This window comes from Emcibacter nanhaiensis, from assembly GCF_006385175.1.
Classification (GTDB): domain Bacteria; phylum Pseudomonadota; class Alphaproteobacteria; order Sphingomonadales; family Emcibacteraceae; genus Emcibacter; species Emcibacter nanhaiensis.
On the sequence record NZ_VFIY01000006.1, the window covers coordinates 69,345 to 94,088 of the forward strand.

Here is a 24,744-nt window from a genome sequence, read left to right on the forward strand (position 1 = left end):
CCGTCCGTCCATGACGCGCGGTCATAAAAACCGCGCACGGGAAGTGCATATTTCATTCTTTCCTCCTGACGCCCATCGCACCATTTCTCAAAAATCTGCTTAACTTTATTCCTTGCAAGGCAAGCCCCTGCAGGGTCCTGTTCCCGCTCGCGCAAGCCTTCCCATTACCGGCTAATCGAAAATAATTCGCAAAAACATCTTGCGCTGACCGGGCGAGTCATAATATGTAACAACATAACAAATGTAACGTTATAACATATTATTTTATCAGGATTTACGCATGTTTATGAATTTCAGGGGCGAGGGGCCATTCCCTTCCATTTTATTTTCTTCATTGTCAGTTTTTACCGCTCTTTCCGGCTCGGCCGCCGCAGAGGAAGCTGTGGAGGAGATTGTCGTCACTGCCACCAGCCACGAACAGTCTCTCCGTACGGCGCCGGCCAGTATATCCGTGGTAGACCGGCAGGATCTGGAACTGCGGTTCGTCGACGACCTGACCGATGCGCTTACAGCGGAGCAGGGGGTGACCGTGACGGCCGTCGGCCAGACCCGCAAGGGCATCAGCCTGCGCGGCATGCCGGTGGAGCATACCCTCTATCTTCTCGACGGTCGGCGCATCAGTTCAACCAACGGGGTGGTCGCCCATTCCGATTTCGAGCTAAGCTGGCTGCCGCCGAGCGCCATTGAACGGATCGAAGTGTTGCGCGGCCCCATGTCGTCGCTCTACGGCTCAGACGCGCTGGGCGGTGTGGTCAATGTCATTACCCGGGTGCCGTCCAGCGAGTTTTCCGGCGAAGTGACCGCCGACGGCACCGTACTGGAACGCGGCGGCGATGGGTCTTCCTATAAATTCGGCGGTTATTTTGCAGGCCCGCTCATCCAGGACAAGCTGTCCTTTACCCTTGCCGGTCAGTTGTTTGACCGCGCCAACCTGCCGACTCCCGAGGATGACGCTGTTTCAGAAGTGGAAAGTCGGGAATCCCTGGCGGGCCGGGCGTCGCTGATCTGGACGCCGGTGGAAGGGCAGCGGGTAGACCTGGTCTACAGCCGCAGCGAGGATGACCGGGTGCGGGATACGGCACGCTATACCAATACGGACGATATTTCCCGGGAACAGATTGCGCTCAGCTACAATGGCAACTGGAGCTGGGGCGATGTGAAATTCAATGCGTACCAGTCTTCCGCCAACCGGGACAACGAGCGCACCAACGGCAGTACGCCGACCCGGTCCCAGGGACTGGAGGATAATGTGGTTGACGGCCACGTGTCCCTGAATGTTATTGACGGCAACCGTTTCACAGTCGGTGGCCAGCTTCGGGAAGAAAAGCTGTTCGATGATGTGGCGTCCGCCAGTGGAGTGACGACAGTTCAGCATAATTCTGTTTTTGTGCAGGATGAGGTTTCTGTGCTGGAAAAACTGTCGCTGGTCGGCGGCATCCGTTTCGATCATCATGATGTCTACGGCTGGGAAAGCAGTCCCCGGCTCTATGCGGTCTATGAGGTAACGGACAATCTGGTCCTGAAGGGCGGTTACGGCGAAGGGTTCCGCGCCCCGTCCCTGACAGAGCTTTCTGCGGATTATCAGGTGCTCGCCGCCGGCGGCCGCTTCTGGGTCTTCGGCAATCCGGCGCTTGATCCCGAGCGCAGCAAAAGCTGGGAAATGAGTGTTCAGTATGACCGGGAAAGCTGGGCCGTCAGCGCCACCCTGTTCCAGAACGATCTGGAAAATCTGGTGCAGAGCGTCTGTGTTTCCGATTGTGGTGTCCGGGGCCGGGAAATCCGCTATTACCAGAATGTGGACGAAGCCCGTATCAAAGGGATCGAACTGTCCCTGACGGTCCGGTTGACCGACGATCTGCAGCTGGACGGCAACTATACCTATCTGGATGCGGAAGATCGGGGAACTGGTAATCCGCTCGAATCCCGTCCGGAGCACAGCGGTAATATTTCCCTCAACTGGCAGTTCATGGAGCAGGGCAACCTGAGGTTCCGTTCCGAATTTGTCGGCCGGCAATATGACAGTTCCGGGGAATATACGCCTACCTATAGCCTGCATCACCTGGATTTTGTCATGCCGCTCAGGGATGGCCTGCTGGTCCGGGCCGGGATAGAGAATATTTTCGATGAACGGCTGGCGGAAAAATCAGATCTGTTCGGCCTGGCCGAACCCGGACGGCAATATCGTTTCGGCGTAACGGCGAGTTTCTGATCCATGCGCGTCTTGTTGTTTTCCCTTTTGGGGCTGCTGGTCTGGGGCGTTTTTGCCCCGGACACGGCCTTTGCCGGCAACTCTAAGCCCGTTCATGTCACGGTGATCACTAATAACTTTGTCTTGCCGTCCAAGATCACGCGCCTCAGGGCCTGGGGACAGGACGCCGGGGTGCAGGTATCGGGCAAATATATCGAAACGGCAGAAGGGAAACCGCAGGACTGGCTCAGTGCCGATCTGGTGATCCTGGATACGCCGCGGGGCGGTGACCGGGCCCGGGTCATGGAGCATATGAAGGAGGCGCTTGAGGGCACAACCACGCCGTGGATTGTGGTAGGCGGGGGCAGGCCATTGTCCGGTAATCTGGACCGGGTGGTGGCCGGACGGTTATCTGCCTACTATGATGCGGGAGGCGAGGAAAATTTTGTCAATATGATGCGCTATATCTCCGCCTGGAAAGGGGGGGCGGATATGGCGTCGATTCCGGCCGCCGTGCCGCTGCCTGCGACCGGATTTTATCATCCGGACGCCCCGGTGCCTTTCGCTACTTTGCAGGCCTATCTGGCCTGGGGCGAGAGGCGTTGGGAGGAGGATGCGCCGGTGATGGCGGTGGCCATTTCTTCCAGCTATCTATCCAATGCTCAGACTAAGGTGCTTGAAGCCGTTGTGGACAAGGTGGAAGCGGCCGGCGGCATCCCCCTGCTGTTCTGGTTTAACTGGCGGCAGCCGGATGGGATTACTTCCATGATTGCCGGGGCCAGTCCGGACATGCTCGTCAACATGACCCATATGCTGTCCGGCGACGCCCGCAAGAAAGAGTTTCTCGACCTTGATGTTCCGGTGGTGATGGGCCTGACCCATCGGGCCGGTACCCCGGCGGACTGGCGTGAAGACCCCCAGGGAGTGGAGATGCGGACGGTGGCCTCCCTGATGGCGACGCCGGAAGGCTGGGGCATGAGCGATCCCCTGGTGCTGGGCGCCGTTGAAGACGGCGACCCGGTGCCGATAGAGGAGCAGCTCGACCTGTTGGTCGGACGGTTCATGAAGATCGCAAGGCTTCGCCACTCCGATCCGCAGGAACGGAAGGTCGCGCTGTTGTTCTGGAACAGCCCCGGCGGCGAGAAGAACCTGTCTGCCTCCAATCTGAATGTGCCGCAGAGTATCGAAAACATCATGTTCGACATGAAGAAAGCAGAATATGAACTTGATATACTTACGGAAAATGAGATTATTGAAAAGGCCCAAGCCATGCTGGGCGGCTACTACCGGCCGGAAACCCTGGACGAGCTGCTGATGAAAGGATGGGCGGTGTCCCTGCCGGTCAGCCGCTACCGGGAGTGGCTTGACGGCCTGCCGGAAAAGATCTCCCGCGAGATGACAGACTACTGGGGGAAGCCGGAAGATCACTGGAGCGTGCGGAAGATTAACGGGGCGCAACAGTTCGTCATTCCCATGGTGCAGACCGGAAAATTCCTGTTCACACCGCAGCCGCCGCGGGCGGACAAGGTCGGGGAAAGCACTCACGACCTGAAACAGCCGCCGGGACATTTTTACATGGCCTTCTATCTCTATCTTCGAGAAATCTTTGGCAGCGATGCGATTATTCATCTCGGTACTCACGGCACCCAGGAATGGACGCCGGGCAAGGACCGCGGACTGTGGGCCCATGACTATCCCAACCTGGCGGTGGGCAATGTGCCGGTCCTTTACCCTTATATTCAGGACAATATCGGCGAGGCGATCCAGGCCAAGCGCCGGGGCCGGGCCGTGACCGTCAGTCACCAGACACCGGCCTTTGCGCCGTCCGGCTTTTATGACGAACTTCTGGATATGCATGACCTGATCCATCAGTACCTACAGCTGGAGGAAGGGGCCGTGCAACAGGAGACGGCGGAGCGCCTGATCGGCTTGGTCAAAGAGTCTTCCCTGGACAAGGAGCTAGGCTGGAGCGAGGAAAAGATCCGGGAGGATTTCGAGGGTTTTATCCCCATTCTGCATGATCATTTGCACCAGCTGGCGCGGACCGCTGTGCCCATGGGCCTGCACAGCTTTGGCGAACCGGCCATCCCGGAACAGCGGATCACCACGGTGCTGCAACAGTCGGGCGACGACTATTACCGCGCCCTCGGCCTCGACCTCAAGGAAATGTTCGGCGACAGTTTTGACGAACTTTACCAGAATGAAGCTTATCTGTTTCTGAAGAAATATGTGGACGGTGTGGCGGATTTCGCCGGGATCGCGGATCCGAACCTGCGCCAAATGATAGAGCAGGCGCTGGCGAACGAGCGGCACCTGGCCGAAGACGGGGAGATGGAGGCACTGCTCTCCGGTCTCAATGGCCGTTTTGTCCGCCCCGGCGTCGGCGGTGACCCGGTGCGTAATCCGCAATCCACCAGCGGCACCAATCTGTATGCCTTTGAGCCGGACAAGGTGCCGGCCAAGGCCGCCTACGAGGCTGCAGGTGAGGCCTTTGAGGAACTGGTGAAAAACTATCGGGCGGAACATGACGGCGCCTGGCCGGACAAGCTGGCCTTTTCACTGTGGTCGTCGGAAACCATCCGCACTCTCGGCATTATGGAGGGACAGGTGATGCATGCCCTTGGTGTGCGGCCGGTTTGGGATGCAGGCGGCCGGGTGGTCGATCTGGAGATCATTCCGGCGGAGGAGCTGGGCCGTCCCCGGGTCGATGCTGTGCTACAGGTGACCAGTGTTTACCGGGATCAGTTCGACGGTATCATGCGGTTGATTGCCGGGGCGATTGAGGAGATTTCCGTGCTGGAGGAAAAGGACAATGCGGTAGCGGTGAACAGCAACAGGATTATCGCTCAGCTTAGAGAAGCGGGAGCATCTGAAGCGGACGCCCGGCGTTACGCCGCCATTCGCATTTTCTCCAATCCTCCCGGCGACTACGGCAGCGGGGTCACGCAGGTGGCCATGGACCCCACAAGCTGGGACGACGACAGTATTCTGGCGGAAACCTTTTTCAACAGCCAGTCCCATGCCTATGGCACCAAAGACTGGGGTACACCGGTGCGGGGCATGGCTCTGTTTGAAAAGCAACTGAGTGGCGTTGATGCGGCGATCCTGTCCCGCTCCACCAACCTGCATGGGTTGTTGTCCACCGATCATCCCTTTGAGTATCTCGGCGGCTTGTCTGCCGCCTCCCGGGCGGTGAACGGGGAAAGTCCCGACCTGATCGTTTCCGATTATCGCGGCAAAAAGCCGAAAATGGCCAAGGCGTCGGCGTTCCTGTCCAATGAACTCCGCGTGCGCTACCAGAACCCGCAGTGGATCGGCGCCATGAAGGAAGAGGGCTATGCCGGCACGGTCAATATGCTGAAGGTGGTCAACAATCTGTTCGGCTGGCAGGTCATGGATGAGAGGATGGTGCGCGACGACCAGTGGCAGGCCATGCATGAAACCTATGTCATGGACAATCGGGACATGGGGCTCAATGAATGGTTCGAGGAGCACAATCCCACGGCCCAGGCCCAGATGATCGAGCGCATGGCCGAAGCCATCCGCAAGGGATACTGGGAGGCCAGCGAACAGACCCGCAGGGAACTGGCGGAACGCTGGCAGGATCTGGTGGCCAATCATCGGGCCGACCGGGGCGCGGACAAGACTGCGGCCTTCCTCGAGGAAATGGCTGTGGGTTTCGGCCTCGGGGCTCCTACAACGGCGTCGGATACTGCACCGGATCAGCCGGCGGCGCAACAGCCCGCCGAGCCGGTGGAAAAGATACGCGGCCGGATCATGGAGCAGGTCCAGCCTGCCGAGCCGGATCCGTTGGCCTGGCTGTTCAATCTTGTGATCTGGCTGGGGCTTTTGTCCATCATTGGCGTAGGCGGTATTCATACCACCCGCCGCCACAAACAATACCAAGTGTAAGATTATTTTGAGTGAGTTTTCCCTATGATGTTTTCCATTGATGCCTTTCTCTACAACATCTCCAGTGTTTTCCTGATCCCGTCGTTGACGCTGATCCTGCTGGCGCTGGTCTATGCCCTTTATGCTTTGGGCAGCCTCATTTCCGAAGCGCTTCTGCGGCGCAAGGGAGCATTCAGGTCCGGTCTTTCCGGTTATGCCCGTGAGGCCGGGATCAACAGCGACGACCTGGAACTCTGGATCATGAAGCGGCTCGAGCTTTTGCGCCTGACGTCGCGGGTCTCACCGCTTCTTGGCCTGGTAGCGACCCTTATCCCCATGGGCCCGGCGTTGCTGGCGCTGACCGAAAATGATGCCTCCACGGTGGGGGAAAATATGGTGGTCGCTTTCGCCGGGGTGACCCTGGCCCTGATCGCCGCCAGCCTGACCTTCGCCGTACTCAATATCCGCCGCCGCTGGCTGCTGGAAGAGCTGCGCCTTATCGAGCGGGAAAGGGAAGGGGTAAACTGATGGCAAACCGTTTCCTGGATATGGAGGATGACGACCCGATCCTGTCGGTGGTCAACCTGGTCGACATGTTTATTGTCATTATCGGTATCCTGATGGTGGTGCTTGTCAAGAACCCCTTCAATCCCTTTTCCAGCGACAACGCCATCCTGGTGGAAAACCCGGGCGAAGAGGACATGCGCATCACCATCAAAGACGGCAAGGAACTGACCCAGTATGAAAGCAGCGGCGAAATCGGTGAAGGTGAGGGGATCAAGGCCGGCACCGCCTACCGCCTGCCGGACGGCCGCATGGTCTATGTGCCGGCGGCCGGCGAATGACTGGAGATCTACAGATTGTCCCGCAACAGTCCACGCAATAGGAAAAGTGCGCAATGGTTGCGCATTTTTCTACCTAAACTATTGTGGGGCGGGTGCGAAAATACGTTCGCATCTCTATGCCCCGGTCCTGTCTCGAAATAGATCTCTACTTCGAGGAGTGGTCAAACCATGCTTCAGGATTGGCGACGGATTAGGCTGGTAGAAACTTGTTACGCCTGTGTCTCAGGAATCCTGACCTGGATGCCGTCCAATTCGGGCGATAGTTTTATCTGGCAACCAAGGCGACTGTTGGGAAGGCGGGGAGAGGCGACGTTGTCAAGCAACTGGTCTTCTGTTTCAGACAGCGGCGGAAGCCTGTCAAGAAAAGAGCTGTCTATATAACAATGGCAGGTGGCGCAGGCGCATGCTCCCCCGCAATCGCCATCTATGCCGTTGATATCATTCTGGGTGGCTGCTTCCATGAGCGATACATCTTCAGCAGCTGAAATTTCCCGTTCAGGTCCCTCGAATTCAATATAAGTCACTTTGATCATTTTCTATAAAACTCCACTTAAACAATCGTACTAAAGGTTTTGGCGGTCAGGGGTACAGTTTTGACAGGGGAAGCTCGGGTGTTTCCTCGCACCAGGCGAGGGACGAGCATTTCCACGCCCCTTCATGCTTCACCAGCTGAAAAGCATTGATGCCCCGGGCAATATGTTCTCCGTCATTGAAGACGGCTTCGTAAACATCGAAAACCTGGGCGACGCTGCCAAACTCCAGGATGGTCATCTTCAGGGAACGTTCATGCAGGGAATAGATGCCGTCGTTCCGGAAGGCTTCGCCAAAGAGGTCGAGGAAGGTGTCGGTGTCGACCAGCCGGACATCCTCACCCTCATCCCAGGCAAAGGTGGCCTCTGGGTGCATAACGGAGCGCATAAGATCTTTATCGAACCAGCCCCCCTTGTCGAACCAGATCGCCTGGTACATCCGTTCAATGAAGGCGTGTATCGCTGTTTCATTTTTCGGAGAACTGACAGCTGAAGCCGCAGCGAGAGTGGCCAGAGAGGCCATACCTGTTCCCAGGGAACCCGCCAGGAAAAACCGGCGGGATAGGGTGGGGAATAACTGAGGAATTGATTTTTTCATTTTTCCATTCCGTTGTCAGAAGTCGGTCAATCCGGTTGAAATGTTTGTTAAATTTATTCTTTATAACCGGTAAGGGGTTTAATCATTTGCCCCAGGATGGACTTGGGCACCGGCGTGTCGGTGCCGACGACGTGAATTTGACGGCCCGGGCGGAAATGGGTTCCGAGCAGCACATCATAGACCATCAGGTTTTCGCCATAGTTGGTATTGCCTTCTTCAATGACGGTGGAATGGTGCCAGCGATGGACCCCCGGGGTATTGAAGATCCAGTCCAGAATGCCGAAACGCATTTCGATGTTACAATGCGACAGGACGCCAACGAACATGGTGAAACAGGTAAACAGGAACATCAGCTCCGCTGGTGCGCCCAGCAGCAAGGGTAGGGGCAGGGCAAGCACGACGGTTTCGATAACATCAATCGTGTGAAATCTTCCCGTATTCAGCCAGTACAGTGAGGTCGCACTGTGATGCACAGCATGGAATCTCCACAAGAAGGGCACTTCGTGAGAAATGCGGTGCGCGGTATAAGATCCGGCTTCCCCGACAAACAGCAACAAGATGAATTGTGCCCAGACCGGCCAGTCAACAGGCCAGATTGATGCGGACGTCAGTGTGGTCGACAGCATGACCAGCTTTGCAATCAGTGCGACCACTGCCGCTTCGACGACGGCGCCAACGACGATATAATTTACGATCGTGTGAAAGATATCATTGCCGATCTGGCCGTCGTTTTTGTTCCAGGAAGGCTCATGGGGCATGACCCGCTCCAGGATGGCGATGCATACGATCAGGACGAAATAGACCGAGAAAAGTGTGAGCACGGGATCAAGGCCCCTGTTGAGACCGGTGATGACAGCGAACATGCAGGAGGCCAGCAGGCCGGGCCATAGAATCCAGGACAGGAGATAACGGATTCCGCTGGACTGGGGGTAGTCTGTAACACGCGCTTCGGTTTCGATAGTGCTGCTCATTTCAGTTAATCCCTATACTAATTTACTTTATCACATGAGGTGGCTGGTTTCCCGGCATCTGCTGTCAGGAAACCCGTCGAGCAAATGCCGGAAAATTTAATATTCGGCTATAAAGCAGCCCCTAGAAGCGGGCGCGCGCCTCGAGACCAATGGTCCGCGGACGGTTGGTCACCAGGCGCTGGCGGCCCGGGGTTTCCGCCGCCAGGGAGCGGCTGTCCGCCAGGTTGGCCCGTTCGTCTGTGACGTTGTCTACGAAGAGGGTCACCTCCCATTCTTCCGTCATGACGCCTGCCCGCAGGTTGAGAGCGGTCCAGGACGGACGAAGTCTCTGGGTGGCTGCGGAAGTTTCGTTGTTGGAGCTGAAGCTGCGGCCATAATAGTTGAAGTCATAGCGCAGCAACCCGTCATATCCGCCACCCACGGGGAAAATATATTCCCCGGTGGAGGAAACGGTCCAGTTGGGCACGCCCTGGATCTTGTCACCCACGGAGACGCCGACGGCACCGGCGGCATCAGTAATTTTCGCGTCGGTATAGCCGACGGCGAATGACATGGTCAGCCCTTCAGCGAGAAGTGCGGATGCTTCCAGTTCGAAGCCTGTGCTTTCCGCCTTGCCCGCATTACCAACATACTGGAAGCCGCAGGCGAGGCGGTTAAGCTGCTGGATATCGTTCCATTTGATGATATAACCGGCGGCATTCACTGATAGACGGTTATCAGCCAGTTTGGATTTTACACCGGCTTCATAGCTCCACAGGGAATCCGAATTAAAGGTTCTGGCATCCTGGGATGTAATGCCCAGGGCAGCGAGTTCGTCACCACAAAGGGCGTCCGAGAGGTTACCGTTGATGCCGCCGATGCGGTATCCTTTGGACGCGCTGGCGTATACATTGACATCCTCGCTGACATCGGCCTGAACGAGAACTTTCGGGTTAAAGCCGTTTTCGGATTGGTTCCCTTCGCTATAGCTAGGTCCGCCGTTGGCGAAACCGTCTGCATCGTTCTCGGCATATGTTTTGGTCTCGTACAAACGACCGCCGGCTGTGACTGACAGCCAGTCATTGAAGTCCATGGTCGCTTCACCAAAGGCCGCATATTCCTCGGTGTTGAAAATATTCCGCGCATAATAGATGAGGTCGTCCGGCGAGATCTCGAAGCCAAGAGCATCGTTCATGCCGACCATATAGCTGTTGGGATAGAAGCGCGTATATTTGTTTTTCTGGTAAAAGACGCCCAGTGTGAACTGGAAGGGACCGTCGAATGACGAGGTATAGCGGGTTTCATGGGCAAATGACGTGAAGTCCTCGCTCTGGCTGATGTCGCTGTACAGTGGATCAATAGGTACAATGGCATTGTTAAACAACCAGTGCAGGAAGCTTGTCATTTCCTCGGTTTCATCCAGGTAGCGGTCGAAATAGGAGGTGGTTGAAACGATTGTCCCCTTGTCAAACTCCCAGTTAACTGTGCCGCTGGCAAGCCACCATTCCTCGTAACCCGGTTCGTCGATATCATAGAAACGATAACGATCCGTATTGCTGGCTTCATAATCTGCAAAGGGCAGGCCGTCCGCATCAGTTTTCTGATACATGAACTTTGGGGTAAATGTCAGGTTGTCGGTGACCTGTGCAAGGCCGATAATCTGGAAACCACGGTAGGTTTCGTCGTCGATATTTTCCTTGGTTTCAAATGCCGGACCGATATTTTCGTGGACGGTCACGCCGTCGCCCGCATCGCCTTCCGTCCAGGTGGGAAGATAATGCTCGTCATAAATACCGGAATTCTCGCCGTAATAGGCGGTAATGCGTGCGGCGAATTTTTCCGGTGCCAGCGGGATGTTGACTGTACCGTCGAGCGCCCAGTTGAGGTCGCCTTCCTTTACGGTCGACAATTTGGCGTGCACATTGCCCTCGGTTTCATCAAGGCTCGGCTGTTTGGTAATCAGCCGGATGGTACCCCCCATAGAACGGGCTCCGTAGAGGGACCCCTGCGGACCTCTCAGAACTTCGATCCGGGAAAGGTCAATGACCCGGGGCTGGATGGAGGCCGGGATTGGTGTATCGTCAATGTAGAAACCCGTTGTCCCGTCACCGAAGATCCCGCGAATGGCGGGGGAGTTGGCAGAGAAGCGGCCATCGGATTCCGCCCCGAACCCCAGGTTCGGCACCCGGACGGCGAAATCCGTGAAGTTGTCTGCGCCCATGCGTTCCAGTTCTACACTTCCGATGGCCGTAACGGAAAGGCCTGCTTCCTGCACCGACTGGGAACGTTTGGAAGCGGTCACGGTAATTTCTTCCAGCATCAGGGTGCTGTCTTCAGCTTCCTGGCCGTGAACTGTAGTTAAACCGCCGGCAGTGGCGATCATGGCTGTGCAGGCAAAAAGTTTGCGGCGCAGCCGTCGGGAGATGTTATATGTGATTGTATGCTTGGTTGAGCAGAATGTTTTTTCATTCATGGACTGTTCCTCTTGTTTTGGCCCTTTATCCCTATGTTCCCGAATGTGTGCCGACATTCATAATTTCACTCGATCTTCATCCGGGTTCACAAATAGTAAATCAAAAATTTTCCTAAATGTCAAAAAATTTCTGAAAGGGAAAATATTTGGATGAGGTGTGAACTGAAACCTGACCTCCCGGTCTGCCGGAGTGGAAAAAACTGGCGGAACCTGTTGCTCTGCCAGTTTACTCTGTCTGTGAAATTATGAAGCCATCCTGATTAATTTTCCCTTGGCCAGACCGGCGGGAATACTTCGCCTGAGAAGGGCTCGCCATCTTTCAGTTCAATCTGGGGCAGGGTTTCAAGAATGGAGCGATTCTCCATGAAGGTTCCCGGCCGGGCGTCAAAGACAGCGTCATCGCCCAGGTATCGAAGGGCGAGGCCACGCCGCCTTCCGGTTTTGGATCGGTTGCCGGAGGCATAGTGCAGGGTGAGGGGATGATGGATCAGGACATCGCCCGGCTCCAGCGTCCAGCTGAGTATTTCATGCTGATCCCTTTCTGCCTCGATATCGGGAAGGGGCTCAAGCCCCGCTTTCTCATAGATTTTTCCAAAATCCGAATCTTTTGAAAAAACATGTGGTGCATAGAGCTTGCCCCATTTGTGGGAGCCTTTTACATAGACCACAACGCCGCTTTCTTCATCCGCCCGGTCGAAGGGGACCCAGACGGACAAAATCTGGTTTCCGCGAACGGGCCAATAGGATAGATCCTGATGCCAGGGTGTGGGCTCCTCGGTATTCGGTTCCTTGACCAGCAACTGGTCGTAAAAAAACTTCAGCGCGCCGGAATGCATGACCCGGGCGGCCAGTTCAGGCAGCGGAGAATCTTTCATAAAGGCTTTGAAAACAGGATCTCGCCACCAGATGAAAAAATCACCATAGTAGCGTCCGCGTTTTCCTTCTGGCGTATATTCCCGGGACGCAGGCCCGGGGCTTTCAAGGATGCGCTCAATGGCATCTCTCATCAATTCCACCCAGTCTTCCGGCAGGACGTTTCTGATCACTGCCGCCCCGTCTCGTTCATAGGCTTGAATTTCTTCGTCGCTGATGGCCCTGGGCAGACCGCTTGTTAATGTTCTGGTCATGAGTCTTGGTCCCTTTTATGATTTTCCCGTCATTTTAGGGCACGGCAACGGAATATGTCTGTCATTCGGTAGTACTACAGGCCGCTGGAACCCATTTTTCCGAGGCAGAGGGCGAACAGTTCGTTGAGGCTGGATATATTAAGTTTGGCATAGGCCCTTTGCAGGAGCGTAGCGACAGTTGGGGTCTTGATCCCAAGGTCAAGGGCAACACCTTCCCGGGTCTGGCCCCGCAGGATTCTCGCACAAACTTCTATCTCGCGTTTGCTGAGGGAGTGCCCCAGGCTTCCCACCAGCATTTCAAGCTGCTCAACGGGGGGAACTGTGGTGCTTTTCCAGGCCGCAGGCGGTCGAAGGTCCAGATGTTTCCGGATGAAGGAAAAAAGGAACCTGGATATCTGTCCAAGTCTGTCGACTTCATCAGGTTGGAAATAGCTGCTGGAAATATCTCGGTATAGATTGAATGTAAACCAGCCCTGGCTGCTGTGATCCAGAAGAGACAGGCGATCCAGCAAACCGTGCTTCTGGTATATCTCAGATCTGTAGGCCGGGTTTTCAATATCCTCGGCATGCGTCTGAACCAGCAGGGGTGAGGCGGGGTGTTCCTTCTTGCTGCCGAGCAGTTTCAAATTCGGATCATACTGGTAAAAATGGGATTTCTCGTAAAGGGCGGCCAGTTTCGACGTTATCCCGCTGTTATTGCGACTGATGCCGTCAACCATTTGGGGCACCCAGCGGGCATCGAATATATAGAGGGTCAGGTGATCGGTGTGGACAATCTCCTCCAGCACTTTGCTCAGGCAGGAGAGGAAATTTTCCTGTCCCAGCGCGCTGACAAGCTGTCCGAGATCCAGCATTTCCTTTTCTGACCAGAGCGGCTGCATGGCTTCTATACTCGCCCGAAAGCGATGTCCCGGAACCTCTGCAGCAACGCCGGGCCTTCAGGTGTGTCCTGTAGGCCGGCCAGTATGCGGTCCGGTTCATAACCATTGGTGAGGAGATTTTCTTTGTCCGTCATCAATAGAGTCCTGATCAATTCCACCGAAATTTCCGGGTGAAACTGAATGCTCCAGGCCATGGGACCGAAACGGACGGCATGATAATTTTCATGGGCATTGCGGGCCAGGACTTCGGCGCCTTCGGGAAGCTCGAGAATCGATTCATAGTGATGAACCTGAAAAAGGGGTTCATCCGACAGCAAGCTGAACAGAGGATCGTCTTTCCTTGCGGCAGAAAATTCTACACTGACTGTTCCGGCTTCCAGCCCGTTGGGGTTCGGGCCGATTTTGCCGCCAAGCGCATGGGCAAGCAACTGATGACCGAAGCAGACCCCCAGTGTCGGGACCTTCTTTTTGATAGCGTCCTGCAGCCAGGGACCGATATCGATCATCCAGGCACTCGGGCAGGACAGCATGAGCGGAGAACCGGTGATGAGAATGCCGGCGTAATCCTGCGGATCCGTATTCGGCAATTCCCCCTCATGAAGGCGGAGGATCAGGGAATTCTGGTCGTCAAGGCCTGTCGGGGTGAGGAAGATATCTCCCATGTCACCGAACCTATCAAGGATCTCTGGCGTTGAATCCGGCAGTCCGCCGGTTTGCAGGATCAGCAGTTGTTTTTCCGTCATCGCATCTCGCCCCCATCCAGTTCTGAAGTTGCGGCCCGCATGGTTTCAAATTCCTCCTCGGGGGCCTGGGCAACCAGATGGTGCCTGCTGTAAAACCAGAAATAAAGCATAAACGCGCCAAGGCAGAGAAGGGCGGTAATCGACCAGACAATACTCAGGGAGATGCAGACAATAAAGGCGAGGCAGGCCAGAAGGAAGCCGATGCCCGAGGTCACAAGGCCGCCGGGGGTTTTGTAAGGCCGCTTGAGATTCCGTTCCCTGAGGCGCAGGGAGATATGGGCCGCCAGCATCAGCAAATAGGATAGAGTGGCGCTGAAGACGACGATGACAATAATCTGATCGGTCGCACGGGTCAGCGTCAGGCCGATGGCGATGGCGCCCGGGACAAGAATGGCCATATAGGGCGCTTTACGTTTGTTCGTGACCGAAAGGAAGCGCGGAAGATAGCCAGCCCGGGACAAGGCAAAAACCTGGCGCGAGTAGGCAAAGATGAGGGAGAAAAAGCTGGCCGTAATCCCGACCAGGGCAGAGATGTTGATTATATATCGCAACGGATGATCCGGGCCGTAGACCCGGGTGAACGCGATCATCAGCGGATCTGCCCCTTCGACCAGCGTGCCGGAACCGGCTGCGCCGGGGGCTGAGAGCAGGATCAAAACCGCAAAGGCCATCAGGATGGTGACCGCTGCGATCAGGCCTTTCGGGACGTCCTTCCTGGGGTTTTCGGCTTCTTCCGATGCAAGGGGTATTCCTTCGACGGCCAGAAACATGGCGATGGCAAAGGGAAAGCCGGCCCAGATCCCCAGATATCCCTGGGGAAGGAAATCAGAGGCGCCCCAGGCGTCGGCCACCGGCAGGTCGATAATATTCTGCCAGTCGAAACTGGGCAGCATCAGAATGATGAAGCTGACAAGCCCCAGTGTTGCCAGTGCCGCCAGCAGCATGAGCAGCCGCATTGATTCCTTGGCACCCGCCAGATGGACAAGGAAAAAGATGCCATAAAGCGGCAGCAGGACGACCAAACCGTCAATGCCGGTCAGCGACGCGAAATAGCCTTCAAAGAAGAGCGCAACGCCGGCCGTGACAAAAGTATATTCAAAAACCACGGCCATACCGGTCAGAAAACCGAGGGACGGCCCGAAGGCCCGGCGTGCGAATCCGTATCCTCCACCGGCAGTGGGAATGATGGAAGACAGTTCAGCCAGCGAAAAAGTCAGGCAGAAATACATAAGCGCCATCAGGACAAGGGCGATGAAGAGCCCGCCCCAGCCGGCAAGGCCAATACCATAGTTCCAGGCTGCAAATTCGCCTGCGATCACACAGGAAACACCAAGTGCTGCGAGTTGGACCCAACTTGCGCCACCTTTTGCAAGGGAGCGGTCATCCATATAGGTGGCGGGCGCCATTTCATAATCGGCGTCGTGCACATGTAGCGTTTTCTCCTGGGACATCTGGTTCTCCTGCAGATGGAAATATATTCAACCTATATAGCGAAGATTTTATAAAAAGTAAAAAGTTTCCGTAAAATAAAAAAGTTGACAAATAAGAAAATACGCCAAATAATCTCCCCAATGATTTCGTCGAGCCGGGCAGATCGCACCGGTGGTTTTATAAATGGAAAAGGTATTGACAAGATGAGTGAATTCAAAGGCAAGGTGGCGTTTATCACTGGCGCAGGCGGTGGAATGGGACTGGCTATTTCCCGACAGTTTCTTAACCATGGCGGTCAGGCAATATTGATTGATGTAAAGGATGAACCCGCAGAGCTTGCCGAATTTTCCGGAAACTATGTTTATGTCCAGGGCGATCTGACTGATGAGGCGACTGTTGAGAAAGCCATGGGGCTTTCAGAAAGCACCTACGGCCGGCTGGATTATCTTGTCAATGTGGCCGGTGTTCTGTGGTTTGACCGGGATAAATCCGTATTGGACATCGATATGGACGTCTGGGACCAGGTTTTTAACATCAACCTGCGATCCATGGCGCTGACCATTCGTCATGCCGTGCCGGTCATGCGCAAAAGCAATGGCGGGGCCATGGTCCATTTTTCCACGATCCAGTGTTTGCGTGGCGATTCCAGTCCCCAGGATGCCTATAGCGCCTCGAAGGCGGGTGTAGGCGCCCTGTCCAAATCAGCCGCGATGCAGTTTGCGGCGGACGGTATCCGGTCCAACGTTATTTATCCCGGCGTGGCCATGACTCCCATGCAGGCCCGCTGGGAAGGTAATGATGAAATCCAGGAAGCCGTTGGCAACGCCATTCCGCTGGGACGTATGGGCGTGGCGGATGATATGGCGAATGCCTGTCTGTTCCTGCTGTCCGACAAGGCCTCCTACATCACCGGAACCGACCTGATTGTGGATGGCGGCATCTCGGCAAAACTCTAGGGGAACTGATGATCGGGAATTTCTGAGGGACGGGATGGTTTACGGCTATGATAGTATTGAAACATCCGGTCCTCAGAGCCTGCTGCAGGAATTGACAGCTGTCTACAGATTTAGGGCCGACGGGAAACGATGTCGTGCTTCTAATGGAGAATTAATGTGATGGTCGAATTGCCAAAAAATCCCACCGATGAACAGTTGTGTGCTTTTATCAAAGACAGCGATCTGGAATATGCAACGGTAGGCTTTGTGGATTTTCAGGGCGCCGTGCGGGCGAAATATGTGTCCCGCAAGAAACTCGAGAGCGCTCTGGAAGAGATGGCCTTTCCGCTGATCTCGCTGGTGCTTGATCCGACGGATGCCATTCTTTTCGCCCCCAACCTGGCTGATCCTGACTCAGGGTTCAGTGACCGTCCGGCACGGCTTGTTTCGCAGACGGCGTGCCTTTTGCCTTGGGAACGGGAGGGGCGGAACCTTTTCATCCTGGCCGAATTTACCGGCGAAGGCGAGCTATATTGCCCGCGGGGCCTGTATCGCCGGGTCTATGACAAGTCGGTTTCGCTGGGTTTCCAGCCCTGTCATTCCCTGGAGTATGAATTTACCCTGTTCAACGAGACGTCCCAGTCTGCTTTCGATAAGGGATACCGGGATTTGCAGGTGGCAACGCCCCATAAATCCTACTATTCCCTGGTGCGTCAGGGGACCCAGTCGGAATTCTATAATCAACTCATGGACATGGCGGCCTTAACCGGTATTTCCCTGGAAAGCCTGCATGAAGAAATGGGGCCGGGATTCATGGAGGCGGCCCTGCAATATGGGGCCGGAGTGGATGTCGCCGATAGTGCGGTACTGTTTCGGACCTTCGCCAAGATTATTGCACAACGCAATGACATGCTGATGAGTTTCATGGCCCGCTGGTCCAACGATGCAGACGGGCAGAGCGGCCATGTCCACATGTCGCTGGCAGACCTGGAGGGGCAGCCGCTTTTCCATGATGACGGCGATGCGGACAAAATGAGCCAGACCATGAAATATTTCATTGGCGGCCTGCAGGCGGCCATGGGGGATTTCCTGTTGATGTTTGCCCCGAATATCAACTCCTTCAAAAGGCTGGTGCCGGGAATCTTCGCGCCTATTTCGGCGGAGTGGGGAATTGAAAACAGAACCTGCGCCATTCGGGCAATCCCGGGCAAGCCGAAATCTTCCCGCATCGAGTGCCGTACCCCGGGGGCTGACTCTAACCCCTATCTTTCCCTGGCCGGTGTTTTGGCAGCCGGGCTCTATGGCATTGAGAACAGGATCGAGCCCAGTCAACCGACTAAAGGGAATGCCTATGAGGCCGAGGTGCCGGAAGCGCTCAGGCTGCCGGGAAGTTTTGCCGAAGCGATTGAGAGATTTAGGGGGTCTTCCGTTGCCCGCAGCTATTTTGGCGACATGTTCGTGGACGCTTATGCGGATACCCGTGCAGAGCAGTTGCACCAATTTGCCGCCATGGTGACGGACCGCGAATTGGAACGTTTTTTTGAATTAGTTTAAAGGAGAAATAAGTTGAGTGATTTTCAGATCGTATCTCCGGTAGACGGCAGTATTTATGCCAACTGCCGCTATGCGGAGCGTGGCGAGATTATGAAAGCCGTCGAGGCTGGAAAAGAGGCCTTTAAAAGCTGGAAGGTCACCCCCTTCGACGAGCGTGTCGACGTTATCCGCAACTTTGTCGCCGAGGTGGTGAAGCGCCGGGAGAAACTGGCCGAGCTGGTGACCTGGCAAATGGGGCGCCCTTTCTGGCAGGCGGATGAGGCCGGTCGTCTTGAAGTGGTCGCCGATGTGCTGGTGGAGAACGCGCGCGAGGTGCTGAAGCCGGTCAATGAAAAAAGCGACCCGGATGTCAAAAGGGTTATTGAGCCGGAACCGCTGGGTGTGTGTCTTTCCATTTGCGCCTGGAACTATCCGGTGGCCATGACGGCCAGCCTGATCCTGGCACCGCTGCTCATGGGCAATGTGGTCATTTTCAAACATGCTCCCCAGACGGCGCTGATTGCCGATGTTTTCGGGGAAGCGGCGAAAGCTTCCGGCATGCCGGAAGGTATTTTCCAGACCATGCACATGGCCCATGCCGATGCCGAAGCACTGATCGGTTCAGGAGAACTGGGCCTGGTGCAGTTCATCGGTTCAGCTCGCGGCGGTCATGCCGTCTATGATGCAGGCCGGGGCACATTTACCCAGTATGGACTGGAGCTTGGTGGCAAGGATCCGGTATATCTGCGCTCCGATGTACAGATCGACAGGATTATGGGAGACCTCCTCGAAGGTTGTTACGGCAACGCCGGTCAGTCCTGCTGTTCCGTGGAGCGCATCTATGTGCACAAGGATCTTTACGGCCGCTTTGTCGATGCGTTCACCGAGGCGACCGCCGGTGTTACACTTGGGCATCCGATTGAGGAAAAGACCTTTATCGGACCGCTTGTTTCCGCGACTGCTGCGAACAGGGTCAAGGGACTCGTGAGTGAAGCTGTCGGCAAGGGAGCCAAGGCGCTTCTGCCGTCCGGAAAGTCTCCGCTGGTGGGAGATGGCACCGCCTATATGGAACCCCAGATCCTGGTCGATGTCGATCATTCCATGGCCATCATGAAAGAAGAAACCTTTGGTCCGGTGATGCCGGTGATGTCGGTGGAAAGTGATGAAGAGGCTGTGGCTCTGATGAATGACAGCCAGTACGGCCTTACGGCAGCGATCTGGTCCAATGATATTGACCGGGCTGTTGCCCTTGGCCACCAGGTGGAAAGCGGTACCTTCTATGTCAACCGCTGCGACCATGCCGACCTCTATCTGCCGTTCGGCGGGGTAAAGGAATCCGGCATCGGCAGGTCCTACGGCCTGAAAGGTCTCGAGGAACTGGTAACCACCCGGTCATTCCACATCAGGACCCTTGGCTGATGCCATTTCGGAGCCTGACAGAAGAGCAAATCACGGAGTTTTCCTCGGCCGGGGTTCAGGCCCTGCCGGGGAAAAGAAACCCTGAGTTTGTCCTCGTCTGTGAACATGCCAGTTGCCATGTGCCCTATCCCTGGCAGTCCCTTGGGCTCGAGCAACACAGGCTGGAACAGCATATCGGCTGGGACATCGGGGCGGCAGCCGTCACGGAAAGGCTCTCTTCACTGCTTTCCGTGCCGGCCTTTCTTGCCGGCTATTCCCGATTGTTTGTGGAATGTAACCGTATGCCTCATGCGGATGATTTTGTCGCTCCCCATTCCGACGGGATTGAAATTCCGGGGAATTCCAGGGTGTGCGACCACGAGAGGGTGGTGCGCCACAGGATTGCCTTTGAACCCTTCCGCAACGCGGTTAGCGGTTATCTGGACGGAGAGATGGACCCGCAGCATCGTCCGGTCATGGTGTCCGTGCATAGTTTTACGCCGTCCATGAACGGCGCGGATCGTCCCTGGCCGATCGGTGTCCTGTGGAAAGGCTGCAATGGTTATGCTGAGCGGGTGGCCGACGAGTTCGCCCTGCGGGAAGTGGTGCCGGTGGGGCGAAACGAACCCTATGATCCGGAAGGCTGTGAGAATCTGTTGATCGATCATTTTGCACAGCCAAGAAATCTGGACTATGTTGTCCTGGAAATCCGAAATGACTTGATTGTCAACGATATTGATGCAAGTTATTGGGCGTCTCTTGCTGCAGAAGCGCTTGTTTCTGCACGATTAAAACACGCGAACCAAGCCACGGGACAGCCTGTGAATGTCATGAAAACGCAATAGGCGGAAATGCCGGAAAACCAATTTGGAATGACTGATGAAGGATAAGGATACATCGACAGCTGCCGACATCACACTCGGGAAGCGCTTGCGGGAATATCGCAAGTCGCATGGACTTCGTCTTGCGGATCTGGGTAAAAAGCTGGGGATGAGCGTTTCTGCCATTTCAAAAATTGAAAACGGGAAAATGTCCCTCAATTTCAATTCCGTACTCAGGATTGCGGAAGAACTTTCTATTCCCATTGCCAGTCTGGTCGGACCTGAAACGGACAAGCTGCTGGGTGGCCGGCGGGCCATCACCCGGAACGGGGAAGGGCATTTGTTTAGCCATGACCGTTGGGATATGGAAACCCTGTGCGACGACATGACGCAAAAACAGAATGTCTTTTGGCGTATGCGTGTCAAATGCAGGAACCTGGAAGACTATGGTGAGTTTTCCACACATCCCGGTGAAGAGTTTCTGTATATTCTGGAAGGGGAAATGGATCTCTATACAGAGCTCTACAAACCGGTTCGTCTGAAAGAAGGCGACAGCATCTGCTTTGACGGCATGACCCCGCATGCCTACATCGCGGTCAGTGACAAGGATCCTCTTGTTCTGATGTCCAATACGATCGGGTAACTGAGTTCCCTGTTGTCTTCTGTCAGATAGTTATTTCCCGAGCGCGTCAAGAACCTTCATCCCGATTTTCACGGCAATTATACCACGGCGTTTTCCAGCGGGGAGGCGCCGTCCTTTATCATTCCCATTTGCTGCGGCCACTCCTGCCTTCAGCTTGTTGACATTCCGCATCGGAACAAACTTGAGTTTCGTCACAGCATTGACAGATTAAAAAATGTGTAGTAATGCTACACAAAATATTGAAACCCAATATAGCGCTGTCTGATGCCCGCTCAAGGGGAATGACAACGTTTTGTTAAATCGCCAGAACAAATGATCGTTTGCAGAGTGTGGACGTAGCAGAATAGATGAGGGAGTCAGGAGATAATGATGAAAGTCAGAAAAATTACCCGGGAGGAAATCGAGGCCTACCAGAGGGATGGAGCAGTTTATTTGCCGAACCTGCTGGACCAGGATGGGGTCAAAAAACTTCTGGAAGCTACCGACGACCGTGAGCGCGCGGTTGGCGACTACAGAACCGAACTTGCCCCGGATAGTCGTTTCTTCGAAGAACGGTTCATTTATGACAAGGTGCCGGTGATGAAGGAATATGTGGAGGAATCCGGCCTTGCTGAACTGGCGGGCCTGGCCATGGGAGCGGAAAAGGCGCGTATCCTGTTTGACCACCTGTTTGTCTGCGAACCGAATACGCCGGTCGATTATTACTGGCATCAGGATATTTCCTACTGGCCGATCGACGGGGATCAGATCTGCTCGATCTGGCTTACGCTCACCGATTGCAATGTGGACAGCAGCAGCCTGCAGATTGTCAAGGGAAGTGATAAAGAAGGGGTTTACCCCATCCGCCAGTTCGGTGAAGGGGATCTTGGCGATGAAGCCCGGCAAAATTACAATCCGGAGGCCATTCCGGAGTATCACAAGCAGGCCGAGAAATATGATATCCTGGCGCCGGACATGAAGGCCGGGGATGCGCTGCTGTTCAATGCTAAAGTGATGCACAGTTCTGCAGGCAACAGGACCCCGAACATGCGCCGGGCCGCCTATTCCATACGCTATATCGGCGACGATGTGGTCTGGTATCCACGGCCGGCCTTCCATCGCGAGGCGCTTACTCCCGAAGGGGATCTCAAGCCGGGTGACCCGTTTGTGGGCAAGAAATTTCCCGTACTCTGGGAACGGCCGCATGCGGATCAGGCCGAATAGGGGGTAAGCAGGACCATGAAATTCTTTTCCTATAAAACTGCCCCCAATGTCAGGAAGGTCATGATTTATCTCCGCGAAAGAGGGATTGAACCTCCTTTCGAGACCGTTGAGGTGGATATCATGAACGGCGAGCAAAATACGCCTGAGTTCCGGGCGATCAATCCTCTTGGCAAAGTGCCTGCGCTCCAACTTGATGACGGCAGCTTCATTACTGAAAGCCTGCCGATTGTGGAATATTTGCAGGAAACCATTCCCGGTGGCCGACCTGTTCTTGGTGAAACGCCCGGGGAGAGAGCGAAAATCCGCTCTATCGAGCGTTATATCGAGATGGAAATCACCGGCACCATGGGCATCATGGCTCATAACATGATGCCGCTTTACACGGCGCGTTTCGGCGCAAGCCCGGAGGTGGTGGAATACGCCCGCCGCCGTCAGGCCATGGCGCTGGGGTTCCTCGATAACTATATCGCGGACAGGTCCTTCGTCTATGGCGACGGTCCTACTCTGGCCGACATCAGCCTGTTTGTAACACTGGAATCCGCCTTTCTCGTTAATGCAGACGTCGATCCCAAATATGAGAATATCATCCGCTGTTACGAGAACTTCAAAAACCGTCCGAGCGTGGCGCTGTAACCGCCGATAACCATACAACAAGGGAGCATGTCATGATACTTTACAACGGACCCGACAAACGCCTGCGCAGATATTCCATTTTCATGGTTGTCCTGGCGATCTTTTTCCTGGCGCCGCTCGTGGCGGAACACACTTGGGAGGCCGGCATGGTGTGGCAGGATGGACGTACCAATGAATCTGTCCCGATGATGCTGAAGGCCATGTATCTCTCGCTCTCCATTTGTGTTTTTATGGGGGCGAAGGACCCGGTCCGGAACGCTATCATTATTGACTACAGCATGATTTCCAGCCTGATCCACGGTCTGGTGATGCTCTATTATTCTATTATTCTGGAATGGGAGCGGACGCATCTTTATGGCGACGTGCTGATGCTGCTGGTTCTGGCCGTGGTGCTGTTCTTCTACCATCCCCGGAAGATTGCCCGAAGCTCATGAGCGATCCCCATCCTGTTGTTGTCATCGGCAGCGGATTTGCCGGCAGCATTGTTGCCTCGCGACTGGTGAAAGCGGGGCAAAAGGTACTGCTGCTCGAGCGGGGACCCTGGCGCAATACGGCTGCTGTGCGCAGCGCCGGGATTTCTGACCCGGCGCCGCTGCCCCACGGGGCGCGGTTCTGCACCCATATTCTGCGACGCATCAATCGGGAGGGGCTGCCGGGCGGCGGCCTGACCCTCAACCGGCGCGGCATGTATGAAGTTTTCTCGGCAAAGCATATCGATGTCGCCTGCACGTCCCAGGTGGGCGGCAGCAGTCATGTCTATGGCGCCTTGCACAAGCGGCCGCAGGACCCCGCTTTTTGGGACGGTCATCATGACAAAATCAGTGCCGCACAGATGGAAGGCTATTACCAGTCGGTGCTCGCGGAACTTGGCAGCGCGCCGGTGTCTGTTGATGCCGGTGGGCCTAACCTTTTTGCCAAACGTTTTGCGGATAATCCCCATTTCATCACTGACCAGCAATCTCTCGATATTGACATGGGGCTGAGGGGTGGTCTGGGGACTATACCGGCAGAAGAACTGTCCGGGGAGGGGTTGCTCGGCTCCGCACGCGGGATCAAGCGGACGGCGGATGAAGCCTGGCTTCTGCCGGCACTCCGGAACGGGCTTGTTGTACGGGACATGTGTGAAGTCGAAAGCATATTCAGGCAGGAAGACGGGGAGGCGGTTTCCTATCGTCTTGACGTTCGAAACCATAAAGGGAAAAAACGGGACTCTATCGTTGCTTCCCGGGTGATTCTGGCGGCGGGAACCCTTAACACCCTGAGGCTTCTGCTCCTGAGCCGGGACCGGTTCGGCGGTCTTGACCGCATGCCGCGACTAGGGTTCGGGTTTGGCGGCAATGGCGACTATTCCGCCTATTGGGGGCATGGGGCTGGTAATGCGGATTTGAGCGAGGGGCTGCCGACCCGCGGCAGGATCCTGCTCCGTGATGCTGGCCTGTGGCGTTCCTCCCGGCCGTGGCCGACGATTGTAGAGGGCGCGCTTCCATACAGCAGGCTTCTTCCCTGGCTTCCGCTGTTGAAGGCAAAGATCCGGCGGGGAACATTGCTGGCAGGTCTCGGACCTGATGACATGTCGGGGCGCATATTTCTGCACAAGGGAAAATTCAGAATTGACTTTGATCCCGCGGAAAGCCGGATTTACAAGGATCTCAGGCAGGCCTTCGACCTGATTGAAGACCTGAGTGGTCACAGACTGACCCACTTCCCGAAAGTTTCTACCGTGCATCCGATGGGTGGGGCTGCACTTGGTTCCTCACCGGAAAAAGGCGTTGTCGATGACGCCGGAGAAATCTACGGTCATCCCGGGGTGCATGTCGCAGATGCGTCGGTGATGCCGGCCTCGCTGGGGGCCCCGCCGTCCATTTCCATCGCCGCTTGGGCCAATAATGTTGCAGACAAGATTATATCCCTGTGCTAGTTT

Annotated in this window: 21 protein-coding genes; 13 read left to right on the forward strand and 8 right to left on the reverse strand. The window is 55.6% G+C overall.

All coding sequences use genetic code 11. The features are described from left to right. Positions 1–280: 280 nt before the first annotated feature. From FIV46_RS07910 to FIV46_RS07925, 4 genes are read left to right on the forward strand one after another with little or no spacing between them, the layout of a single operon-like run. The gene (locus tag FIV46_RS07910; protein WP_139940217.1) at positions 281–2,209 is read left to right on the forward strand and encodes a TonB-dependent receptor domain-containing protein; all 1,929 of its coding nucleotides are present in this window, start codon (positions 281–283) and stop codon (positions 2,207–2,209) included. A 3-nt stretch (positions 2,210–2,212) separates the two neighbouring features. Further along, positions 2,213–6,100 (forward strand): cobaltochelatase subunit CobN, encoded by a 3,888-nt coding sequence (gene cobN / locus FIV46_RS07915; protein WP_139940219.1) that lies wholly within the window; start codon positions 2,213–2,215, stop codon positions 6,098–6,100. Between the two features lie 27 nt (positions 6,101–6,127). Further along, positions 6,128–6,607, forward strand: coding sequence for a MotA/TolQ/ExbB proton channel family protein (locus FIV46_RS07920; protein WP_139940501.1), 480 nt, complete (start codon positions 6,128–6,130; stop codon positions 6,605–6,607). Further along, a complete protein-coding gene (locus tag FIV46_RS07925) occupies positions 6,607–6,924 on the forward strand; it encodes a DUF2149 domain-containing protein (RefSeq protein ID WP_139940221.1) in 318 nt (105 codons plus the stop codon). Before FIV46_RS07920 ends, FIV46_RS07925 begins: the two co-directional genes overlap by 1 nt. Positions 6,925–7,133: 209 nt before the next feature. Here the strand turns inward: FIV46_RS07925 and FIV46_RS07930 are convergent, their stop codons facing one another. The 8 genes from FIV46_RS07930 to eat form a co-directional block, all read right to left on the reverse strand. Continuing rightward, positions 7,134–7,457 carry a 2Fe-2S iron-sulfur cluster-binding protein gene (locus tag FIV46_RS07930; RefSeq protein WP_139940223.1) on the reverse strand — a complete coding sequence of 108 codons (324 nt, stop codon included), beginning with the start codon at positions 7,455–7,457 and terminating at the stop codon, positions 7,134–7,136. Positions 7,458–7,503: 46 nt separating this feature from the next. Beyond that, entirely contained in the window at positions 7,504–7,977 is a 474-nt protein-coding gene (locus FIV46_RS07935) for a hypothetical protein (protein WP_139940225.1), read from the reverse strand. Positions 7,978–8,105: 128 nt separating this feature from the next. Next, on the reverse strand, positions 8,106–9,023 hold the full coding sequence (locus FIV46_RS07940) for a sterol desaturase family protein (protein ID WP_139940227.1): 918 nt from the start codon (positions 9,021–9,023) through the stop codon (positions 8,106–8,108). Positions 9,024–9,144: 121 nt separating this feature from the next. After that, positions 9,145–11,475, reverse strand: a complete 2,331-nt coding sequence (locus FIV46_RS07945; RefSeq protein ID WP_181163114.1) for a TonB-dependent receptor — start codon at positions 11,473–11,475, stop codon at positions 9,145–9,147. A gap of 260 nt (positions 11,476–11,735) precedes the next feature. Further along, entirely contained in the window at positions 11,736–12,602 is an 867-nt protein-coding gene (locus FIV46_RS07950; RefSeq protein WP_139940231.1) for a phytanoyl-CoA dioxygenase family protein, read from the reverse strand. A gap of 74 nt (positions 12,603–12,676) precedes the next feature. Next, positions 12,677–13,456: a helix-turn-helix transcriptional regulator gene (locus tag FIV46_RS07955; RefSeq protein ID WP_181163115.1), complete on the reverse strand. Its 780-nt coding sequence runs from the start codon at positions 13,454–13,456 to the stop codon at positions 12,677–12,679. Between the two features lie 32 nt (positions 13,457–13,488). Next, positions 13,489–14,226: a glutamine amidotransferase gene (locus FIV46_RS07960; protein ID WP_139940234.1), complete on the reverse strand. Its 738-nt coding sequence runs from the start codon at positions 14,224–14,226 to the stop codon at positions 13,489–13,491. Then, positions 14,223–15,677 carry an ethanolamine permease gene (gene eat / locus FIV46_RS07965; RefSeq protein ID WP_139940236.1) on the reverse strand — a complete coding sequence of 485 codons (1,455 nt, stop codon included), beginning with the start codon at positions 15,675–15,677 and terminating at the stop codon, positions 14,223–14,225. Before eat ends, FIV46_RS07960 begins: the two co-directional genes overlap by 4 nt. A gap of 183 nt (positions 15,678–15,860) precedes the next feature. Between eat and FIV46_RS07970 the strand changes: the two genes are divergently transcribed. The 9 genes from FIV46_RS07970 to FIV46_RS08010 all read left to right on the forward strand — a co-directional run bounded on the left by FIV46_RS07970 (position 15,861) and on the right by FIV46_RS08010 (position 24,741). Beyond that, a complete protein-coding gene (locus FIV46_RS07970; protein WP_139940238.1) occupies positions 15,861–16,613 on the forward strand; it encodes an SDR family NAD(P)-dependent oxidoreductase in 753 nt (250 codons plus the stop codon). 159 nt (positions 16,614–16,772) lie between these two features. Further along, a complete protein-coding gene (locus tag FIV46_RS07975) occupies positions 16,773–18,146 on the forward strand; it encodes a glutamine synthetase family protein (protein ID WP_139940240.1) in 1,374 nt (457 codons plus the stop codon). Between the two features lie 12 nt (positions 18,147–18,158). After that, complete coding sequence (locus tag FIV46_RS07980; protein WP_139940242.1) at positions 18,159–19,544, forward strand: aldehyde dehydrogenase family protein; 1,386 nt, start codon at positions 18,159–18,161, stop codon at positions 19,542–19,544. Then, positions 19,544–20,368: an N-formylglutamate amidohydrolase gene (locus tag FIV46_RS07985; RefSeq protein WP_139940244.1), complete on the forward strand. Its 825-nt coding sequence runs from the start codon at positions 19,544–19,546 to the stop codon at positions 20,366–20,368. The genes FIV46_RS07980 and FIV46_RS07985 overlap by 1 nt, the downstream gene beginning before the upstream one ends. A gap of 34 nt (positions 20,369–20,402) precedes the next feature. After that, positions 20,403–20,987 carry a helix-turn-helix domain-containing protein gene (locus tag FIV46_RS07990; RefSeq protein WP_139940246.1) on the forward strand — a complete coding sequence of 195 codons (585 nt, stop codon included), beginning with the start codon at positions 20,403–20,405 and terminating at the stop codon, positions 20,985–20,987. Positions 20,988–21,356: 369 nt separating this feature from the next. Further along, positions 21,357–22,190 carry a phytanoyl-CoA dioxygenase family protein gene (locus tag FIV46_RS07995; RefSeq protein WP_181163116.1) on the forward strand — a complete coding sequence of 278 codons (834 nt, stop codon included), beginning with the start codon at positions 21,357–21,359 and terminating at the stop codon, positions 22,188–22,190. Positions 22,191–22,205: 15 nt separating this feature from the next. Further along, positions 22,206–22,823 carry a glutathione S-transferase family protein gene (locus FIV46_RS08000; protein WP_139940250.1) on the forward strand — a complete coding sequence of 206 codons (618 nt, stop codon included), beginning with the start codon at positions 22,206–22,208 and terminating at the stop codon, positions 22,821–22,823. Positions 22,824–22,855: 32 nt separating this feature from the next. Continuing rightward, positions 22,856–23,257 (forward strand): DUF6632 domain-containing protein, encoded by a 402-nt coding sequence (locus FIV46_RS08005; protein WP_139940252.1) that lies wholly within the window; start codon positions 22,856–22,858, stop codon positions 23,255–23,257. Continuing rightward, entirely contained in the window at positions 23,254–24,741 is a 1,488-nt protein-coding gene (locus FIV46_RS08010) for an FAD-dependent oxidoreductase (RefSeq protein WP_181163117.1), read from the forward strand. Before FIV46_RS08005 ends, FIV46_RS08010 begins: the two co-directional genes overlap by 4 nt. The last annotated feature ends 3 nt before the right edge of the window (positions 24,742–24,744 follow it).

Bases quoted from the DNA above. Each gene is read 5' to 3' on its own strand.
- FIV46_RS07910 (WP_139940217.1), top strand. From the start codon at position 281: ATGTTTATGAATTTCAGGGGCGAGGGGCCATTCCCTTCCATTTTATTT.
- cobN (WP_139940219.1), top strand. From the start codon at position 2,213: ATGCGCGTCTTGTTGTTTTCCCTTTTGGGGCTGCTGGTCTGGGGCGTT.
- FIV46_RS07920 (WP_139940501.1), top strand. From the start codon at position 6,128: ATGTTTTCCATTGATGCCTTTCTCTACAACATCTCCAGTGTTTTCCTG.
- FIV46_RS07925 (WP_139940221.1), top strand. From the start codon at position 6,607: ATGGCAAACCGTTTCCTGGATATGGAGGATGACGACCCGATCCTGTCG.
- FIV46_RS07930 (WP_139940223.1), bottom strand. From the start codon at position 7,457: ATGATCAAAGTGACTTATATTGAATTCGAGGGACCTGAACGGGAAATT.
- FIV46_RS07935 (WP_139940225.1), bottom strand. From the start codon at position 7,977: ATGGCCTCTCTGGCCACTCTCGCTGCGGCTTCAGCTGTCAGTTCTCCG.
- FIV46_RS07940 (WP_139940227.1), bottom strand. From the start codon at position 9,023: ATGAGCAGCACTATCGAAACCGAAGCGCGTGTTACAGACTACCCCCAG.
- FIV46_RS07945 (WP_181163114.1), bottom strand. From the start codon at position 11,475: ATGAATGAAAAAACATTCTGCTCAACCAAGCATACAATCACATATAAC.
- FIV46_RS07950 (WP_139940231.1), bottom strand. From the start codon at position 12,602: ATGACCAGAACATTAACAAGCGGTCTGCCCAGGGCCATCAGCGACGAA.
- FIV46_RS07955 (WP_181163115.1), bottom strand. From the start codon at position 13,456: ATGCTGGATCTCGGACAGCTTGTCAGCGCGCTGGGACAGGAAAATTTC.
- FIV46_RS07960 (WP_139940234.1), bottom strand. From the start codon at position 14,226: ATGACGGAAAAACAACTGCTGATCCTGCAAACCGGCGGACTGCCGGAT.
- eat (WP_139940236.1), bottom strand. From the start codon at position 15,677: ATGTCCCAGGAGAAAACGCTACATGTGCACGACGCCGATTATGAAATG.
- FIV46_RS07970 (WP_139940238.1), top strand. From the start codon at position 15,861: ATGAGTGAATTCAAAGGCAAGGTGGCGTTTATCACTGGCGCAGGCGGT.
- FIV46_RS07975 (WP_139940240.1), top strand. From the start codon at position 16,773: ATGGTCGAATTGCCAAAAAATCCCACCGATGAACAGTTGTGTGCTTTT.
- FIV46_RS07985 (WP_139940244.1), top strand. From the start codon at position 19,544: ATGCCATTTCGGAGCCTGACAGAAGAGCAAATCACGGAGTTTTCCTCG.
- FIV46_RS07990 (WP_139940246.1), top strand. From the start codon at position 20,403: ATGAAGGATAAGGATACATCGACAGCTGCCGACATCACACTCGGGAAG.
- FIV46_RS07995 (WP_181163116.1), top strand. From the start codon at position 21,357: ATGAAAGTCAGAAAAATTACCCGGGAGGAAATCGAGGCCTACCAGAGG.
- FIV46_RS08000 (WP_139940250.1), top strand. From the start codon at position 22,206: ATGAAATTCTTTTCCTATAAAACTGCCCCCAATGTCAGGAAGGTCATG.
- FIV46_RS08005 (WP_139940252.1), top strand. From the start codon at position 22,856: ATGATACTTTACAACGGACCCGACAAACGCCTGCGCAGATATTCCATT.
- FIV46_RS08010 (WP_181163117.1), top strand. From the start codon at position 23,254: ATGAGCGATCCCCATCCTGTTGTTGTCATCGGCAGCGGATTTGCCGGC.